Below are 18,382 nucleotides of genomic sequence, written 5' to 3'. Positions count from 1 at the left end.
AACGCGCTAAAGCCCGAATGCCTGGGTGCGGACCATGCGGGCATAAACGCCATCCTGCTGCATCAGGGCATCATGGGTTCCACGCTCCACCGCCCGTCCTTCCGCCATGACGACCACCAGGTCGGCCGAACGGATGGTGGACAGGCGATGGGCCACGATAATGGTCGTCCGCCCCTGCCGCAGATGGGTCAGCGCCTGCTGGACCGTGGCCTCGCTGTCGCTGTCGAGGGCACTTGTCGCCTCGTCCAGCAGCAGGATGCGCGGGTTGCGCAGCAATGCGCGCGCAAGGGCGACACGCTGGCGCTGGCCGCCGGACAGCCTCTGCCCCCCCGGCCCCACCATGGTATCGTACCCTTCGGGCAGGGCCATGATGAAATCGTCCGCCGCCGCCGCGCGCGCTGCCGCGCGGACATCCGCCAGGGCGGCGTTACGGTTACCCATGCGGATGTTTTCCCCCACCGACAGGTCAAACAGCAGCGAATCCTGGCTGACATAGGCGATGGCATCACGCAGGTCGGCAAGGATCAGGTCCCGCAGGTCCTCCCCATCCAGCACGATGCTGCCGCCAGATACGTCATGCAGCCGGGGCACCAGCGACAGGGCGGTGGATTTGCCCGCCCCCGACGCCCCGACCAGCGCCACGGTCGTACCGGGCCGCGCGATGAAATCCAGCCCCGACAGCCCCATGCGCCCGTCGGGATAGATGAACGACACGTCATTGAACCGCAGGTCGCCACGCCCGGCGGGCAATGGCCGCGCCTGTGGTGACTGCCGCACGGCGGCGGGTTCGTCGATGATCTGAAAGACCCGCTGCAGGCCGCCCATGCCCTCCTGCAGCGCGACATTGAGCGTCCCGAGCGCCCGCAGCGGTCGCGCCGCCAGCAGGAGGGCGGCGACAAACCCCGAAAAATCGCCCAGCGTCGCCCCGCCCTGCGTGGCCCGCCACCCGGCGAACCCCAGCACCGCCGCGACCGCGATCCCACCCAGCACCTCCAGCATCGGGTCAACGCGCGCCCGTCCCCGCGCGATGCGCAGCAGGCCGGCATGCAGCAGGTCGAGGACATGATTGGCGCGCTGTTCCTCCACCTGTTCCAGCCCATAGACGCGGATCGTCCGCGACTGGGCAAAGCTTTCGGTCAGCAGGGCGGCGGTGGCGCCGACCTGTTCATGCATGCCTCCCGATTCCCTGCGCAGGCGCTTGCCCAGCCGCCGCACCGGCATCGCGGCGACGGGATACAGCACGGCGGCGATCAGGCTGAGTTCCCAGTCCATGTAGAACATGGACACGATCAGCCCGATGACCGTCACCGCGTCGCCCAGCGCGTTGGTGGCGCGGATCAGCGCCTCGCGGATGGAGACGGCATCGGTGGTGAAACGCGCGGCAAGCTGGGCTGGCGCCTCCTCCTCGATGCGGGAGACGTCGGCATTGACCAGATGGGAAAACATCCGCCCCTGCAGGTCGCGGATGACCGACAGGACCAGCCCCTGCACCGCGACGCTCTGCCAGTATTGCGACACGGCCTTGGCGGTGGTGATGACAACCACCAGGACGGGAACCTGGTACAGGATGCGCGGGTCCTGGGCCGCGAACATGTCCAGCGCGCGCTGGATCACCAGCGGATACAGCGCGCTGAAGACCGCCATCAGCGCCGTCAGGACCACGACGCCCGCGATGCGCAGGCGGTGATGGCTCAGCTCCTCGCGCCACAGGCGACGCGCCAGCAGCCCCGTCGATGCCGGGTCATGCGGATCGGGCTGCACTTTTCCGGCGGCATCGGGCCGCGTCGCTGGAACAACGTTCATACGGCCCTATAAACTCCCGCCCGGTCAAAATGCAAAACCCGGCCCATGATCCATGCGACAGGCGAAACCGCCCGCGCCTCAATCCTTCAGCACGCCGCGCAGATACGCAAGGCATGCAGCATGGTCGGCAACGCAGCCCCCCGCCATCCACCACGCCCGCACGCGCCCGAGCATTTCGCCCACGCGCGGCCCCGCCGGACAGCCCGCCGCCACCACGTCGCGCCCCGCAAGCGGGAAGACGGGACGCGGGTGCCGCGCGATCCCGTGCCGCAGCGAATCCCACCGGGCGTCGGGCCGTCCCGCCTCCGCCGCCTGGCGGAGCCAGCTGCGCGCGATCAGGATGTCGGCAGGGTCGATGGCCAGCAGACGCGCGATTTCCGCCGATGGCATGTCCGGATGAGGGGCATCCCCCTCACGCGCCGCGCACAGGAAACGCGCATCCGCACGCGACAGGCGCAGGCGATCGGCCACCACCCGCGCATCGCCCCGCACCAGGGCCGCGCACCGCAGCAGCGCCTGCGCCGGCGCGCCACACGCCAGCAGCGCGGACAGCCGCGGCAGGTCGTATCCTTCGGGCAGGATGCGCGTCAGCACGCCGCCTGCCTCCATCAGCGCCAGCGCCCTTTCCACGCGCGGGCCGGTCAGGATGCGGCGCAGTTCCGACCATATCCGCTCCACCGACAGGCGTTCGACCATTGGCGCCAGCACCGTCACCGCCTGCATGGCCTCCTCATCCGGGACCTCGCCCCCGTAACGGGCGTCGAAACGGAAAAAGCGCAGGATGCGCAGCGCGTCCTCGGCAATGCGCGCGCGCGCGTCCCCCACGAAGCGCACGCGATGGGCGGCAAGGTCTTCGCGGCCACCGAATGGGTCATGCACATGCCCGGCGCGATCGCACGACATGGCGTTGATCGTGAAATCGCGCCGGGCCGCGTCCTCGCGCCAGTCGCTGGTCCACGCGACCTCGGCATGACGGCCATCGGTGCGTTCGTCGCGGCGCAGGGTGGTGATTTCATGCGGACGCCCGTCGATCACCGCCGTCACCGTGCCGTGCGAAAGGCCGGTCGGCACCACCTTGATCCCCGCCGCCCGCAGGCGCGCCATGACATCTTCGGGCGCGACGGCGGTGGCCAGGTCCATGTCGGCCACTGCCCGCCCGCACAAAAGGTCACGCACCGCCCCGCCCACAAGGCGCGCGTCGGGCAGCACGTCCCATATCCGCGCCAGCGTCACCGCCGTATCGGGCTGCGCGCGGAACAGGCGCCCCAGCGGGTCCGCGACGGGCGTGGCGGCGGATGGCGGCGGTGATGCGGCCCGCGTCATGCCGGCGCGTCGTCCCCCGCGCACTCCCCGTCCCCGCAGCTCCCGTCGTGGCCATCCTCGCAGGAGCCATCCACGCAGGAGGACAGGCGGCCAAGCGGGAAGAAGACACGCCGGCTCCAGACCCCCAGGCACGGCACGCCGCCACAGTGCCCCGGCACCGCCAGCGCCGCGAGTTCGTAATAGACGGGCCGCGACAGCCGGGCCTCGATCGGCAGGTCGCCATCGCCGGGCCGTACCTCCAGATACGGCACGGCGCCCGACCCGTCCTCGTCACAGGGGCGGTTCCAGTCGGTGCGAATCGGGTGGTCCGGTCCGGCGCAGATCATCTGGTCCACGTTGGTGCGAAAGGACAGCACCTGATCGCGGCCACACCCGCACCATTGCAGCCCCACCGCGACGAAGGGCGCGTCCTCCACCTCGATCGTGCCGGATTCCACCGGCGTCTGGAGGCGGAACACGCCCGCCGCGTCACGCCGCAGCGTGGAGGCGAACAGGCAGACCATGGGTTTGCGCGTGATGGGTGAACCGCGATACAGCCACGTCCCGTCCCGCCGGATCAGGAACGGCAATGCGCCACATCCCGCCGCGTCATCCGTCGCCGGCCCTTGCGAAGGCGACAGCGCGGCGGCATCGTGCCCCGGCCGCCCGGACGCGGGGCGCATGCTACCGAATGTGACTCTCGTCTCGAAATCGTCCGTCAAGTGCGTTAACCCGAACATTATGAAACCTGCTCCACCTGATATAGGGAGCTACCCCGGCTTGATGAAACCCCCGGACGTGTCAGACTGAAGGAATGATGACCTCCGATGCCTTTTCCCCTTCCCGCGCGGAGCCTGCGAGCATGACGATTTCCTCCCCCCCAGATGCCGCACAGGCCGCGCAGGCCGCCGATGCCACCAGCGCGCGGCTGCACGCCGTCCGCGCCGAAATCGGCAAGGTCATACTGGGACAGAATCGCGTGATCGACCTTGCGCTGACCTCCATCCTCGCCGGGGGGCACGCCCTGCTGGTGGGCGCGCCCGGCCTTGGCAAGACGCTGCTGGTCACGACCATCGGCCGTGTCATGGGACTCGACGCGCGGCGGGTGCAGTTCACGCCCGACCTGATGCCGTCGGATATCCTGGGCAGCGAAATCCTGGATGAGGACGCGCAGGGGCGGCGCAGCTTCCGCTTTGTCGCGGGGCCGGTGTTCTGCCAGCTGCTGATGGCCGACGAAATCAACCGCGCCAGCCCGCGCACGCAGTCCGCGCTGCTGCAGGCGATGCAGGAACGCCATGTCGCCATCGCGGGCACCGATCATGCCCTGCCGCGCCCCTTTCACGTGCTGGCGACGCAGAACCCCATCGAACAGGAAGGCACCTACCCCCTGCCGGAGGCGCAGCTTGACCGCTTCATGATGCAGATCCTGCTGGATTTCCCGGACCTTCAGGCCGAACGCGCGATGCTGCTGGCGACGACCGGCACCACCCAGGCGACGGCGCAGCCCGTCATGAGCGCCGATGACGTCATCGCGGCCCAGCATCTGGTGCGCGCGCTGCCGACGGGGGAAAAGGTGCTGGACGCCATTGTCCGCCTGGTGCGCGAGGCACGACCCGAAACCACCAGCAGCGACGCAATCCGCCAGTCCGTGGCATGGGGCCCCGGCCCGCGCGCGGCGCAGGCGCTGATGCTGGCGACGCGCGCGCGGGCGCTGCTGGACGGGCGGCTGTCGCCGACGCTGGATGATGTCGCAGCACTGGCGCAGCCTGTGCTGGCGCATCGCATGGCCCTGACCTTTACCGCGCGGGCGGAAAACCAGAAGCTGGAGCAGTTGATCGACGGGCTGCTGGGCCATCTGGGCTGACGCCGGCGTGGCCGATCGCATGTCCGTGCCCGCCTTTGTCAGACGCCTGTTTTCGCGCGCGGACGCTCCCGCGGGCGTAAAACGGCCGGCCGCCGCCATGTCCGCGACGTCCGCAGCGATGTCCGGCGCGATGCGCCCGCACGAAGGCCCCGCGCTGGCCCGTGCGCTGGCGGCGCGCATGCCCGCCCTGATCATCGCGGCGCAAAGGATCGCGCAGACGGTCCAGCAGGGCGGCCATGCCCGCCGCCGCGCCGGGACGGGGGAAAATTTCTGGCAGTATCGTCCCGCCCAGCCGGGCGAGGCCGCGACACGCATCGACTGGCGGCAGTCCGCGCGCAGCGACCGGCCCTATGTCCGCGAGAACGAGGCGCAGTCATCCCAGACAATCTTCATATGGTGCGATAACAGCCCCTCGATGCTCTGGCGATCGTCAGAGGCACTGCCGACCAAGGCGGAACGTGCGCTGCTGCTTGCGCTCGCGACGGCGGCGATCGTGCTGCGGCAGGGCGAACGCGTCCGGGTGCTGAGCGCGGACGGCATGACGGCCACCGGCATTTCGGGCCAGGGGGCGCTGGAACGCATGGCCACGATCCTGATTGACGCCATGCGCCATCCCTCTCCCCCGTCCACGCTGCCGACGACCGCCCATCTTGTCCGCAATGCGCGCCTTGTCCTGCTGGGGGACGGGCTGTACGCGCCGGACGCATTTTCCGCCCTGCTGCGCGCGGCACTGGCCCGACAGGTCCGCACCAGCCTGATCGAGGTCGTGGACCCGGCGGAACGCGACCTGCCCTATGCCGGGCGCACGCGCTTCAGCGGGCTGGAGCACGAGGCCTCCATCACCCTGTCGGCGGGGACGGACCTGCGGGCGGCCTATCGCGCGGCCTTCGCGCGGCATCAGCAGCAGATGTCCGACCTGTGCCGCGCCGGTGGCAACGACATGATCGCCCATACCACCGACCTGCCGCCCGAACGCGCCCTGCTGGCGCTGCATGACCAGCTGGCGGCGGGCATGCGCCCGGCGGGCGGAGGTACGCGGCCATGATCCTGACCACGCCATGGGTGCTGTGGGCGCTCCTTGCGCTGCCGATTGTCTGGCTGCTGCTGCGCGCGCTGCCGCCCCGCCCCCGCGAACAGTCCTTTCCCCCCGTCACCCTGCTGCTGGGCCTCGGGGCGCGCAACGACGATGTCGCGCGCGCGCCGCCGTGGCTGCTGCTGCTGCGCTGCCTTGCGGTGACGCTGCTGATCGGGGCCTGCGCGCAGCCATTCATCACCCGCGATCGCGGGGGCATCGCGACCTCTGCCGACACGCTGCTGGTGATCGACAATGGCTGGGCCGCGGCCCCCGGATGGACGCAGCGCCTGCGGGCGGTGGACAGCATCCTCGAACGCCTTGAGCGCAACGGCCATTCGGTGCGCCTGCTGCTGACCGCACCCCCGACAGGGGACGAGCCGGTGCGCGTTGGCCCCGTGCAGAACCCCGCCGTGCTGCGCACCATGCTCGATCCCTCCGAACCACAGCCATGGGGGGTGGACCGGGCGGCGGCGGCGCAGGCGCTGCGCGACATGACGCGGCAGGGATGGCACGGTCCCGTGCTGTACCTGGCGGACGGCATGGCGACGCGCGACGATGATGCCTTTGCCACCGCATTGCGCGACGTCGGCACGGTGCGCGACCTGCGCCTGCCGGATTCGGATATCGTGACGCTGGCGCCGGACCGGGGCGACGGCACCGCGCTGGAGCTGCTCATCCGCACGGTGCCACGGCCGCACGCGCGTGAAATGAACGTGCGGGCCCAGACCATCGACAACAGCACCCTGCAGCTGCTGCATGTCACGGTGCCATCCGGCGCGTCGCAGGCCGGCATCCGGATGGACCTGCCCGCCGAACTGCGCAACCAGCTGGACCATGTCGACATCGACGCGATCGCCGGTCCCGCCAGCATCAGGCTGCTTGATGAAAATGACCGCAGGCGGCCGGTCGGCCTGATCGCGGGCAGTTCGTCGGATACGCCGCTGATGGGCAACCTGTTTTACCTGCGCCGCGCGCTGGCCCCGACCGCAGAACTGCGCGAGGGATCGCTCGACAGCCTGCTGTCGCGTCCCCTGTCCATCCTGATCGCCCCGGACGGGACGCTGGGCAGTCCCGACGCGCGGCGCAAGGTGGAAAACTGGGTGCGTGGCGGCGGGATGCTGATCCGCTTTGCCGGTCCGCTGCTGGTGCAGTCGGCGTCGGGCGGGGGGATCGACGCCTCGCCCGGCCCGCAGGGGGCGCAGGCCGATGCGCTGCTGCCGGTGCGGCTGATGGATGCCGAACGCGTGCTGGGCGGCGCGATGTCATGGAGCAAGCCGGAACATCTTGCCCCCTTTGGCGCGCAGTCGCCTTTCCACGACCTGCCGGTTCCCTCCGACGTGACCGTATCGCGGCAGGTGCTGGCGCGTCCCGCCACGGACCTCGACACCCATACATGGGCGCGGCTGACGGACGGGACACCGCTGGTCACGCATGCGGCGCTGGGGGCGGGACAGGTCGTGCTGTTCCATGTCACCAGCACGGCGGACTGGTCCAACCTGCCGCTGTCGGGCCTGTTCGTCAGCATGCTGCAACGGCTGGGCGAACGGGCGGTCGGGATCGAAACCCCCGCGGACCAGAGCCTGCTTTCGCCTTACCTGACGCTTGACGGCGCGGGGGTGGAAGGACCGCCGCCGGCCGGGGCGCAGGCGCTGCGCGCGGATGCGTTCGGGCACGTCGCGGTGTCCGCCATCCATCCGCCCGGCCTTTACGGGCCGCGCGCCTCCCGCCGGGCGCTCAATGTGGGGGACGAGGCAGGTCCGATGGCCCCGCAGCCCACCATCGGCACGGCGATGGACCTGCGGGGGCAGATGCCTGATATCGCGCTTGGCCCGATCCTCGCGGTGCTTGCGCTCGTGCTGATCCTGGCGGATGGCGTCATCGCGATCATGCTGCGTTCGCGGCGGGTGCGCGTGTCGGCCCTGGCGCTGGTGCTGGCTGCCGCATCATCCCTCGCGATGCCCGCGCAGGGCCGGGCTGCCGACATGCCCCCCACCGACGCACCAGCGCAACACAACGCGCATGTCCCCGGCGCGGCGCTGGAGACGCGGCTGGGTTATATCGTCACCGGCCATGACGATATCGACACCGTCTCGCGCGAGGGGCTGCAGGGCCTGTCGGATTACGTCAACGCCCGGACCTCCGCCGTGCTGGGCCATCCCGACGCGCTGGTGCCCGAACGCGACGACCTGTCCTATTACCCCATGATCTACTGGCCGGTGACGGCGGACGCCACCACGTCGCCCGCGCGCACGGCGGCGCTGAATGCCTACATGCGCCATGGCGGCATCCTGATGATCGACACGCAGGGACAGGACCCGGCCACCGCGCCGCGCGATGAAAAGGACGACGCCTTTACCGGCTCCGCCCCCGGCACGGCGGCGGCGCTGCGGCGCATGACGGCGGGGCTGGACATTCCCCCGCTGACGAAGCTGGACGATCATCACGTCCTGACGCATACATTCTACCTGCTGCATGACTTTCCGGGGCGGTATGACGGCATGCCCGTGTGGATCGCGCAGGAAGGCGACAGCACCAATGACGGCGTCAGCCCCGTCATCATCGGCAGCAATGACTGGGCCCACGCATGGGCGGTGGATGACAGTGGCAACACCCCCTATGCCACCATGCCCGATGGCGCCGAACAGCGGACGCTGGCCTATCGCTTTGGCGTCAACGCCGTGCTGTATGCCCTGACCGGGAATTACAAGGCCGATCAGGTCCATGTCCCGGCCCTGCTGAAACGCCTGGGGGAATGATGCCTTCACTTGACCGCCTGCATCACATGACCGGCTTTCAGCCTCTGCTGCCGGCATGGGTGCTCTATGCGCTCGGGGCGGCCCTTGTGGCGATGGGGATCGCAGGGATCATCCGCCGCACGCGGGCGACCGTCTGGCGCGTGCTGGCGGGCGCGGGGATTCTGGCATGGCTGTGCGGCCCGCAGCGGCTGAGCGAAAGCTGGCGTCCCCTGCCCCAGACCGCGCTGGTGGTGGTGGACCAGTCGGCTTCGATGTCCATCCGCGACCGCGCGGTCATGGCCCATCGCGCCGCCGAGCGCGTACAGGAGGAAATCGGCCATATCGAGGGACTGCGTACGCGCACGATCACCGTGCGCGACGCCCACCACGACGGCACGCGGCTGTTTTCCGCCCTGTCGCAGGCGGCGTCGGACATTCCGCCATCCCGCCTTGCCGGGGCGGTGATGATTACCGACGGGCAGGTGCATGACATTCCGCCCCAGCCCCCCGAAATCCTGACGCCGACCGACACCGATGGCCATCGCATCACCCTGCCGCTTCATGTTCTGCTGACGGGACGGGGCGAGGAAACCGACCGCCGCCTGCGCATCCTGCAGGCCCCGCCCTATGGCATCGTGGGACAGGACGTGACGATCCGGGTGGAGGTGGACGACCTCGGGCGGGCGGATGCGCGCGGGGCGACGGCGGAACTGACCCTGACGCAGGGCGGCGCGCAGCCCGTCAGCCATACCGTACGCATCGGACAGCCCGAGGACATTACCCTGCCGGTCACCCATCCGGGGCCGATGCTGGTGGGCCTGTCGGTGCCGGAACTGCCGGGGGAGGCTTCCACCCTCAATAACGAGGACATCGTGCGCATCAACGGCGTGCGCGACCGCCTGCGGGTGCTGCTGGTTTCCGGCACGCCGAACCAGGGGGAACGGGTGTGGCGGCGGCTGCTGAAGGCCGATCCCTCGGTCGATCTGGTCCACTTCACCATCCTGCGTCCGCCCGACAAGGATGACGGCACCCCGCTGTCGGACCTCGCGCTGATCGCCTTTCCCGTCAACGAGCTGTTCCAGCAGAAAATCGGGCAGTTCGACCTGATCATCCTCGACGGGTTTGAAAACCACGGCATCCTGCCGCAGGCCTACCTGCGCAATATCGCGAACCACGTGCGCGAGGGCGGCGGCCTGCTGCTGATCGGCGGGCCGGAGTTCATCGGCCCCGGATCGCTGCAGGATACGCCGCTGTCCGAAATCCTGCCCGCCCATGTCGCGACCGATGGCGTGGTGGAACAGCGTTTCCGCCCCATGCTGACGGAAACGGGACAGCGCCATCCCGTGACGGCCGAACTGCCGGGCGCCCCGGCGTCGGCTGACGGCGCGGGCTGGGGACCGTGGTATCGCAGCCTGAAATCGGATTCCGTCAATGGCGAGGTCCTGATGACCGGGCCGGACCACCAGCCGCTGCTGGTGCTGGACCATGCGGACAAGGGGCGCGTGGCCTTCCTGATGTCGGATCAGGCATGGCTGTGGTCACATGGCGAAGGTGGCGGCGGCCCGCAGTCCGAACTGCTGCGCCGCATTTCGCACTGGCTGATGAAGGAGCCGGAGCTGGAGGAAAACCAGCTTGAGGCCGATATTTCAGGCGGGCAGCTCAACATCACGCGCCGCACCCTTGTCCCCGCCCCGCCGGGCGAGGTGCGCGTCACCGCCCCCGATGGCACGACCCGGCAGGTCGCGCTTGCGCCCACGGGCGCCAAGGGCATGACCACCGCCCATGTTCCCGCCCATGAAAGCGGGATCTGGAGCGTGCGTGACAGCGACGGGCACGAGGCGTTCGCCGCGCCCCGCGCCGACGATCCGGAGGAATTCGCCGACCTGCGTGCCACCGCCACCCGCCTGCAGCCGCTGGCGACGCTGACGGGCGGGGGCGTGCACTGGCTGGGCGACAGGGCGGACGCGCCGTCGCTTCCGGCGATGCGCATGGTTGATGGCGCGCCACATTCGACGCCCGCGCGGTTTGATTTTCCCGCCCGCCATGCCCATGTCGTCACCGGGCAGCAGGCAAACGCCATGCTGCCGGCATGGGGCGTGCTGCTTTTCGTCATGTCGATGCTGATGATCGGCTGGTGGCGCGAAGGGCGCGGGTGAACGCGATAGTAAGGTTTGCGTTCCCCCGTCCCCGTGCGATATTGGTGCCCTCCAGGGATTGTTATGCAAACCTGCGTCATGCATGAAGCGCAGCATCATTCACGGGACACGACATGATTTCCAGACTTGGTATCCGGCTTCTTGCGGTGTTCATCCTGTCGGCCGTCCCGCTTGCCATCGTGCCATGGCACGCAGCCCACGCCCAGGATGCCGAAGACGCGGAGGCCGAGGCCGAAGCCATGGAATCCGCCAAGAAGGCGGAGGCCCGGCGCGCGGCAAAGGCAGCGGCCCCGCCTTCCGCGCTGCCTGGCGCGGAATCGACCGAAGAAGAGCGCGGTCACGCCAACAGCGACATGAACCCGACAGACGCCCTGTTCGACGCGATCAATCGCGGCAGTCTGGGCGCGGCGAAAGAAGCCCTGAACCGGGGGGCCGACATGACGGCCCATAACGTGCTGGGCCAGAGCCCGCTGGACATGTCCATCGACCTGAACCGCAACGACATCACCTTCCTGCTGCTGTCGATGCGCACGTTCTCCGATTCCGACCCGCACTTCGCCTCCGGCTCCACGGCGGATACGGAAATGGACGAAGCCGCCGATAGCGTCCGCACACCGCCACTGGCGGGACGGGTCAAAAGCGTCTCCTCGCGTTATGACGTGACGGGCGGCCATGCGAAACCGGCCGCAGGCTTTCTGGGCTTCGGGGGAAGCTGAGGACGCCTTTCCCCCTGGGGCGGGTGGTCGTAAACTGCCTGTTGGTAGAAAATAACAGAAGTTTTCGGGTGCCACTTTTTTAAAAGCAGCGTTGTCCGAAGCTTTTTGAAAAAAGCTTCACCAAAAACTTTCATGATTCCAAGGCATTGCTGGACCTGCCTTTTCAGGCAGCCCATGACCTCCGGCGTCCCGTCACACGGGGTCTGTCGCGGTTTCGGGATGTGATGCGAGTATCCGCGCCTCCGCCATCCTGATTTCCTCGACAATCATGTCGACGGACTGGGCGCATGCCTGTCCAACCCGGGTCAGCAGGATGAATTCTACGTTCATCGGCTTGCGTGAAAAGCGCTGGCTGCTGACGCGGTAACGCTTGTAGCCACGGCTGAAAACGCGAACCTCCCCCAGCGCATGGTTCGCCGCGACCATGTCGCGCAGCGCAATCATGCCATCCGTGCTGTAGCTGGTGGCGATCCAGCGCACCGGCAAGGTATTGAGCAGCCGGGCATAGGCCCGCGTCGCCCGGTCGCGGTAATTATAGGCGCTGCGCCGGACGGTGCGCCAGTCGGTCCGGATCGCAGCCTTGTCCCTGCCGCTGATCTTGGGGGAAAGGGCCGGGCGGTCCCATAACGCGATGCTGTTGAGGACATGATAGTTCGCGCCATAGGGATGCTGGTTATAGGGCGGGTCGATATACGCGATGGCCGGCCGCGACAGGTAACGGCCCAGGTCCTGCGCAACCTCCTGCGCGTCGGCGCGCAGCACCACGTTGTCACGGCCATTATCCACGAACATCGCGGGCCGCAGGCACAGATCCCCCGCGATACGGTAAAGCGCGGTGCCGGTCTGCCCGCCCCAGCCATTGTGAAATCCCTTGAACAGGCCACTGGTATTGCTGTTGTAACAGGCACTGAACAGCAGCGGCGCCAGCAGGCAGGCCCGCTGCGTGGGCGACAGCATCCCCGCGTCCTCCCACCGTGCGATCTGTTCGCGCATGGCGTCGATCCGCCGCCCGTTCTTGCGCATGTAGAACATGCGGTCGCGCGCCACGTCATAGGCCACGTCATCATCGGGACACAGGTGGCGTGTTACCCACCCGTCCACCGGTGGCAGGGCATTGAGCCGCGCGATGACATCCGCATACGCCACGCCGTCGAAATAGACCGGCGGCCCCTGCGTCGCGAGGTAGCAGAGGTTGAGGATTTCGCCATAGGGTTCCCAGTCATTGGCAATGACCCTGAACCCCATCTTCTTGGCCATGCGGCCGACAACCCCGGTTCCGGAAAACAGGTCGACAAAGTCCGTCTCGCGCGGGTTTTCGCCGGTCGCGGCAATGGCGCGTGCAATCAGGGGCAGCAGCTTGCGCTTGTTGCCGATATAGGGGATCAGCTGGCTGAACAGGTAGTTATCGGTGCTGTTCGCGGAATGCGCGGTACGGTTCCATTCCATCGCCTGCCACCGGCCCCGGGCGGTTACGCCCGGGCCTGCTCACCCCCCTGTTCGGCGCGCAGTTCATTGCGCAGGATATCGAGCTGCTGCAGTTCGCCCGCGCGTTCGAAATACCAGAAGGTCCAGCCATTGCATGATGGCGCGTTCGTCAGGGTGGCCCCCAGCTTGTGAATCGATCCGCGATGCCCGCCGCTGATCAGCGTGCCATCCGGGGCGACGGTGGCGAACACGCGTTTCTGCCGGTCCATCAGGATGGTGCCGGCAGGCAGGATGCCACGTTCCACCAGTGTACCGAACGGAATGCGCGGTGATTCCCGCCGCGCCGGCGTCGTCAGCACACTGTCCAGCGGCACGGGCTTTTCACGCCGCGCCCGCCCGATCGCGGCCTCAGCATAATCGGGGTGGCGTTCGATCCCGATGAAGCGACGCCGCAGCCGGCGCGCCATCGCAGGCGTCGTCCCCGTCCCGGTAAAGGGATCCAGCACCACGTCATCGACATTGGTCGAGGCGATGAGCACGCGATGCAGCAGGCTTTCGGGTTTCTGCGTCGGATGCAGCTTCAGCCCGTGTTCATTGCGCAGGCGCTCCCCCCCGGTGCAAAGGGGCAGGTACCAGTCCGAGCGCATCTGCACATCGTCATTCAGCGCCTTCATCGCCTGGTAATTGAAGCGATAGCGGCTGTCGGGTCCCCGCGCCGCCCATATCAGGGTTTCATGCGCGTTGGTAAAGCGCCGCCCCCGAAAATTGGGCATGGGATTGGATTTGCGCCAGATCACGTCATTGAGGATCCAGAACCCCAGATCCTGCAGGATCGCCCCGATGCGGAAGATGTTGTGATACGACCCGATGACCCAGATGGTCCCGTCCTTGCGCAGGACGCGCCGCGCCTCGCTCAGCCATGCGCGGGTAAAACGGTCATAGGCCTGAAGGTCGGCGAATTTGTCCCAGTCGTCATCGACGCCATCGACGATGCTGTCGTCGGGGCGACGCAACTCCCCCCGCAACTGCAGGTTATAGGGGGGATCGGCAAAGACGCAGTCAATCGACCCGCCGGGAAGGGTCTGCATCATTTCCACGCAGTCGCCGCGCAGGATCTGGTCCAGCGGCAGCTCCATCATGACGGCTCCGCTCATGAGTGTGTCAGCATGATGGCTGCTCCGCATTTTCAGGGCTGTGGGGGGATGTGGACAGGACAAGCTGACGCACGGTGCCAAAGGCGGCGCGATGGTGCGGCGTGATGCCGCCCGCGCGCAGTGCCGCGCGATGGGCGGGGGTGCCATATCCGGCGTTGCGTTCCCAGCCATAGCCGGGCCAGCGCAGGGAAAGGCGCGTCATCAGGCGGTCGCGTATGACCTTGGCGACGATGGAGGCCGCGGCAATCGACAGGCATCGGGAATCGCCGCCCACCACGCACTGCGCGGGGCAGCCGAAATCCGGCGCGGCATTGCCATCGACAAGCACGAGTTCGGGACGGCGCGACAGGCGCGCGACCGCGCGCTGCATCGCAAGGTGGGCGGCCCGCAGGATGTTGTGGCGTTCGATTTCCGTAACGGACGCCGCGGCCACGCCAATCAGGATGGAAGGGGACGCGTGAAGGTCGGCAAAGGCCCGTTCCCGCAGGGCGGGACGCAACTTCTTGGAATCATCCAGCCGTCCGGCCAGATCGTCGGGCACGCCGCGCAGGAACATGACAGCCGCCGCGACAACCGGTCCCGCAAGCGGGCCGCGTCCGACCTCGTCCACGCCCGCGACCCTGCCGCCATGTTCCTTCTCGCGTGAGTAATCTGGCATTCACCCCTTCCCGACTCGCTACGGATCGTGCTGTCGCAGCCCGATTCGCATGCGAATTCCGTTCTGAAGGGATGAAAACCATTTTTAAGTACGGTTGCGCAAGATGCTCTGGAATCAACGAGTCCCTTAAAATGAAAAAAAAGCGACTCGACAGCTTTCCTCAGCTTTTGCGACGGGGCACAAACATAAGCGCCAGCAGGGTTCCGATGGCCGCGGCAATGCCCAGCGACGCCAGCGGACGTTCCCGCACGAAGGTGACGGCCTTTTCCAGCTTGCCCTCGGTCTCTTCATAGAGTTCGGCGAATTCCTGTCGCGCCATGCCGGACAGTTGATCGACCTTTCCTTCCGCCTGCATGCCGACATTCCCCGTCAGGCCGCCGGCCGCGTCCTTGATGCGGCCCACGCCCTGCTCCACCAGTCCTTCTGCCTTGTTTTCAAGGGCTTCGTTCTTGATGTCAGCCATATTCGATGCTCCTGCCTCTGCTGTGCGATATGTCCACGATTCAACGCGTCGTCGGGAATCGCGTTCCCTTCGGCGGTTGCCTATCTTGCATGATAATGCGTTGATTGCCGACCGCCATGCCAACGACCCAGCCTCCCTCCCCCGATGTGATTCCGCCCGGCAGGCGGCGCATTGTCGCCCTGATCGTCGCCAGCACCCTGTTCATGGAACAGATGGACGGCACGGTGCTGACGACCGCGCTGCCCACCATGGCGCGCACCTTTGGCGTCGATGTGGCGCGCACGGCCGTCGCGCTGACGTCATACATGCTCAGCCTTGCGATCTTCATTCCCGCCTCCGGCCCGATGGCGGACCGTTTTGGCGGGCGGCGCGTGCTGCAATGGGCCATCATCGTGTTCATGGCGGGTTCCATCCTGTGCAGCATGGCCCCCGACCTGTGGACGCTGGCGCTGGCCCGGGCGCTACAGGGGATCGGCGGGGCGATGATGGTGCCGGTCGGGCGTCTGGTCATCCTGCAGAACGTGCCGAAATCCGCGCTGATCGGGGCGATGTTCTGGATGATGCTGCCCGCGACCCTGGGACCGATGACCGGTCCCGTGATCGGCGGGGCGCTGACGACCTACCTGTCATGGCGGTGGATATTCTACATCAACATTCCGGTGGGGCTGGTCGCCATCGTCATGACGCGCCTTTTCATCCCGCAGGTGCGCGCCCCCCACGTCGCGCCATTCGACGTGCGCGGGATCGTGCTGTCCGGCACGGGCCTTGCCGCCCTGATGCTGGGGGCGGAACTGTCCAGCCATGGACAGATGCCGGCGGGGGCGATGCTTGGCCTTGTGAGCGTGGGGATGCTGTGCCTCTGGGCGTATGCCCGCCATGCCCGCCATGTCGCGCATCCGGTCCTGGACCTGTCGCTGTGGCGGGTCAGCACGTTTCGCGTGTCGATCTGCGCCGGCGCGTTTTCACGCCTGGCGACAGGGGCGATCGCGTTCCTCCTCCCCTCTTTCCTGCAGCTGGAATTCGGCCTCAGCGCGGCACGCAGCGGCACCATCACCTTTGTCGCCCCGCTTGGCGCGCTTGGCATGCGGGTGCTGGCCGTGCGCCTTTACCGGCAGTGGGGATTCCGGCGCATCCTTGTCCTCAACGCGGTCGTGCTGCCCGCGGGGTGCTGTTTCCTCGCGGCGTTTGGCGCGAACTGGTCATTATGGGTGCTGGTGGTGGCCATGATCGGGCTGGGCATGTCGCAGGCGCTGCAGTTCACGGGATACAACACCATCGCCTATGCCGACATGCCGCCGGAACGGATGAGTGCCGCGACCAGCTTCTATTCCACCGCGCAGCAGATGACGCTGTCACTGGGCATCTGCGTCGCCGCCGCCGTGCTGTCGCTTTCGCGGATGGTGTTTCCCGCCGGCGACACGGGATCAGCCACGGGCGGCGCCTTCAGCGCGGCGTTCGTCACGATGGGCATCCTCTGCGCGCCGGCATCGGTGCTGCTGGCGCGCCTGTCGCCCCGGGCCGGAGCGGAAATCAGCGGCCACGATGCCACGGTCGGGCAAAGCAGCCCAAACCATACCAAAATTTAAATCGACACTGAAACATTCATCTCTATAACAAAAAATATATTCTTTGAGACGTTACATTCCAATACTTTATGCCTGTGCCGTTTCCAAGTTACCCTGACCGCCGCATGCCATTCTTCCCCGGCAGACGGCCTGTTCCGGTGGTCGATGCAATGCAACCTGTGGTGGAAAACTGACCTGAACATGGATACCCCAACCCAGTCCCCGTCATCCCCTTCCCCCACGAACAGCAGCCCCACCCCTCCTCCCCGGCGCAGGCATCTCCTTGTATGGGGCGGTCTTGGCGCATTCGCGCTCATGCTGGCGGTTGCGTTCCTGCGTCCCCACAGTGGCGGCGGGAAGAAACATGACGCCAACAACGCGCCACAGCCCGTCGCCGTTGCAAGCGTGCATGCCGGCGACATGCCGTTCGTGCTGACGGAACTGGGCACTGTCGTGCCGATCACCAACGTCACGGTACAGTCGCGCATCGACGGCTACCTGATGAAGGTCCTGTTCACCGAAGGGCAGCATGTCCACAAGGGCGACCTGCTCGCCCTTGTGGACACGCGGCCCTATGACGTGCTGCTGGCGCAGTACGAGGGACAGCTGGCGCAGGACAAGGCGCAGCTGGAAAAGGCGCGGGTGGACAACGTGCGCTACCAGACCCTGATCCGGCAGAACAGCGTGTCGGCCATGACGGCGCGCGACCAGCAGTTCCTGGTCGAACAGTACGAGGGCACGGTCAAGGCCGACCAGGCGATGGTCGATAATGAAAAGCTCCAGATCCAGTACTGCCACATCATCGCCCCCGTGGATGGTCGCGTCGGCATCCGCCAGGTGGACGCGGGCAACTACATCACCGCGGGACAGACGAACGGTCTGGTGATCCTGACGCAGATGCAGCCGATTTCGGTCATTTTCACGCTGCCGGAAAATGATATCGGCCCCGTGGCGGACCGCCTGCATGCCGGCGCCTCCCTGCCGGTGGAGGCCTGGGACAGCAGCAACGAGCACAAGATCGCCGACGGGCAGGTCAGCGTGCTGGACAGCCAGATCGACACCTCGACCGGCACCGTGCGCATGCGCGCCATCTTCCCCAACAACGAGGAAACGCTGTTCCCCAACCAGTTCGTCAACGCGCACCTGATGGTGACGACGGAACATGGCGTCCTGCTGGTGCCGACGAACGCGTTGCAGACCGGCCCCAACGGGCAGTTCGTCTATGTCGTCAAGGCGGACAGGACCGTCGATGTCCGGGACGTGAAGACCGGCCACGCCAATGACAGCATGACGGTCGTGTCATCGGGGCTGAAGGAGGGCGAAACCGTCGTGACCGATGGCGTCGATCACCTGCGCAGCGGGATAAAGGTCAGCATCCCGGCCGAAACGCCCGCCGACGCCCAATCCGCGCCGAAGCAGGGATGATCCCGCCCGCGATCACGGCTGATACCGTCGTGTGTCCGCCC

At 67.3% G+C, this 18,382-nt stretch carries 14 protein-coding genes; 7 read left to right on the top strand and 7 right to left on the bottom strand.

Annotated features, from left to right (window positions below; translation table 11 throughout):
- Positions 1-6: 6 nt before the first annotated feature.
- The 3 genes from CFR71_RS00795 to CFR71_RS00785 all read right to left on the bottom strand — a co-directional run bounded on the left by CFR71_RS00795 (position 7) and on the right by CFR71_RS00785 (position 3,788).
- Entirely contained in the window at positions 7-1,803 is a 1,797-nt protein-coding gene (locus CFR71_RS00795) for an ABC transporter ATP-binding protein (RefSeq protein ID WP_110525786.1), read from the bottom strand.
- Positions 1,804-1,881: 78 nt separating this feature from the next.
- Positions 1,882-3,126, bottom strand: coding sequence for a CCA tRNA nucleotidyltransferase (locus CFR71_RS00790; protein WP_110526561.1), 1,245 nt, complete (start codon positions 3,124-3,126; stop codon positions 1,882-1,884).
- Complete coding sequence (locus tag CFR71_RS00785; RefSeq protein ID WP_110525783.1) at positions 3,123-3,788, bottom strand: DUF1285 domain-containing protein; 666 nt, start codon at positions 3,786-3,788, stop codon at positions 3,123-3,125. The genes CFR71_RS00790 and CFR71_RS00785 overlap by 4 nt, the downstream gene beginning before the upstream one ends.
- Positions 3,789-3,919: 131 nt before the next feature.
- Between CFR71_RS00785 and CFR71_RS00780 the strand changes: the two genes are divergently transcribed.
- From CFR71_RS00780 to CFR71_RS00760, 5 genes are all read left to right on the top strand, one after another.
- A complete protein-coding gene (locus CFR71_RS00780) occupies positions 3,920-4,969 on the top strand; it encodes an AAA family ATPase (protein WP_408891496.1) in 1,050 nt (349 codons plus the stop codon).
- 97 nt (positions 4,970-5,066) lie between these two features.
- Complete coding sequence (locus CFR71_RS00775) at positions 5,067-6,014, top strand: DUF58 domain-containing protein (protein WP_239020212.1); 948 nt, start codon at positions 5,067-5,069, stop codon at positions 6,012-6,014.
- Entirely contained in the window at positions 6,011-8,800 is a 2,790-nt protein-coding gene (locus tag CFR71_RS00770) for a DUF4159 domain-containing protein (RefSeq protein WP_110525777.1), read from the top strand. Before CFR71_RS00775 ends, CFR71_RS00770 begins: the two co-directional genes overlap by 4 nt.
- Positions 8,800-10,935 (top strand): glutamine amidotransferase, encoded by a 2,136-nt coding sequence (locus CFR71_RS00765; protein ID WP_110526557.1) that lies wholly within the window; start codon positions 8,800-8,802, stop codon positions 10,933-10,935. The genes CFR71_RS00770 and CFR71_RS00765 overlap by 1 nt, the downstream gene beginning before the upstream one ends.
- A gap of 113 nt (positions 10,936-11,048) precedes the next feature.
- Entirely contained in the window at positions 11,049-11,651 is a 603-nt protein-coding gene (locus tag CFR71_RS00760; RefSeq protein WP_110525774.1) for an ankyrin repeat domain-containing protein, read from the top strand.
- A gap of 192 nt (positions 11,652-11,843) precedes the next feature.
- Here CFR71_RS00760 and CFR71_RS00755 read toward each other — a convergent pair whose 3' ends face one another.
- The 4 genes from CFR71_RS00755 to CFR71_RS00740 all read right to left on the bottom strand — a co-directional run bounded on the left by CFR71_RS00755 (position 11,844) and on the right by CFR71_RS00740 (position 15,351).
- Complete coding sequence (locus CFR71_RS00755) at positions 11,844-13,097, bottom strand: DNA adenine methylase (protein WP_110525772.1); 1,254 nt, start codon at positions 13,095-13,097, stop codon at positions 11,844-11,846.
- A gap of 23 nt (positions 13,098-13,120) precedes the next feature.
- Entirely contained in the window at positions 13,121-14,230 is a 1,110-nt protein-coding gene (locus CFR71_RS00750) for a site-specific DNA-methyltransferase (RefSeq protein ID WP_110525769.1), read from the bottom strand.
- 7 nt (positions 14,231-14,237) lie between these two features.
- On the bottom strand, positions 14,238-14,888 hold the full coding sequence (locus CFR71_RS00745) for a ribonuclease HII (protein WP_110525766.1): 651 nt from the start codon (positions 14,886-14,888) through the stop codon (positions 14,238-14,240).
- A 160-nt stretch (positions 14,889-15,048) separates the two neighbouring features.
- Complete coding sequence (locus CFR71_RS00740) at positions 15,049-15,351, bottom strand: CsbD family protein (protein ID WP_110525762.1); 303 nt, start codon at positions 15,349-15,351, stop codon at positions 15,049-15,051.
- 116 nt (positions 15,352-15,467) lie between these two features.
- Between CFR71_RS00740 and CFR71_RS00735 the strand changes: the two genes are divergently transcribed.
- On the top strand, positions 15,468-16,937 hold the full coding sequence (locus tag CFR71_RS00735; protein ID WP_110526555.1) for an MFS transporter: 1,470 nt from the start codon (positions 15,468-15,470) through the stop codon (positions 16,935-16,937).
- A gap of 180 nt (positions 16,938-17,117) precedes the next feature.
- A complete protein-coding gene (locus CFR71_RS00730; RefSeq protein WP_110525759.1) occupies positions 17,118-18,341 on the top strand; it encodes an MdtA/MuxA family multidrug efflux RND transporter periplasmic adaptor subunit in 1,224 nt (407 codons plus the stop codon).
- The last annotated feature ends 41 nt before the right edge of the window (positions 18,342-18,382 follow it).

Source organism: Novacetimonas pomaceti (genome assembly GCF_003207955.1).
In the GTDB taxonomy this organism is placed as follows: Bacteria; Pseudomonadota; Alphaproteobacteria; order Acetobacterales; family Acetobacteraceae; genus Novacetimonas; species Novacetimonas pomaceti.
Note: the sequence above shows the minus strand (reverse complement) of the source record. Positions and strands in the feature narration are given on the sequence as shown.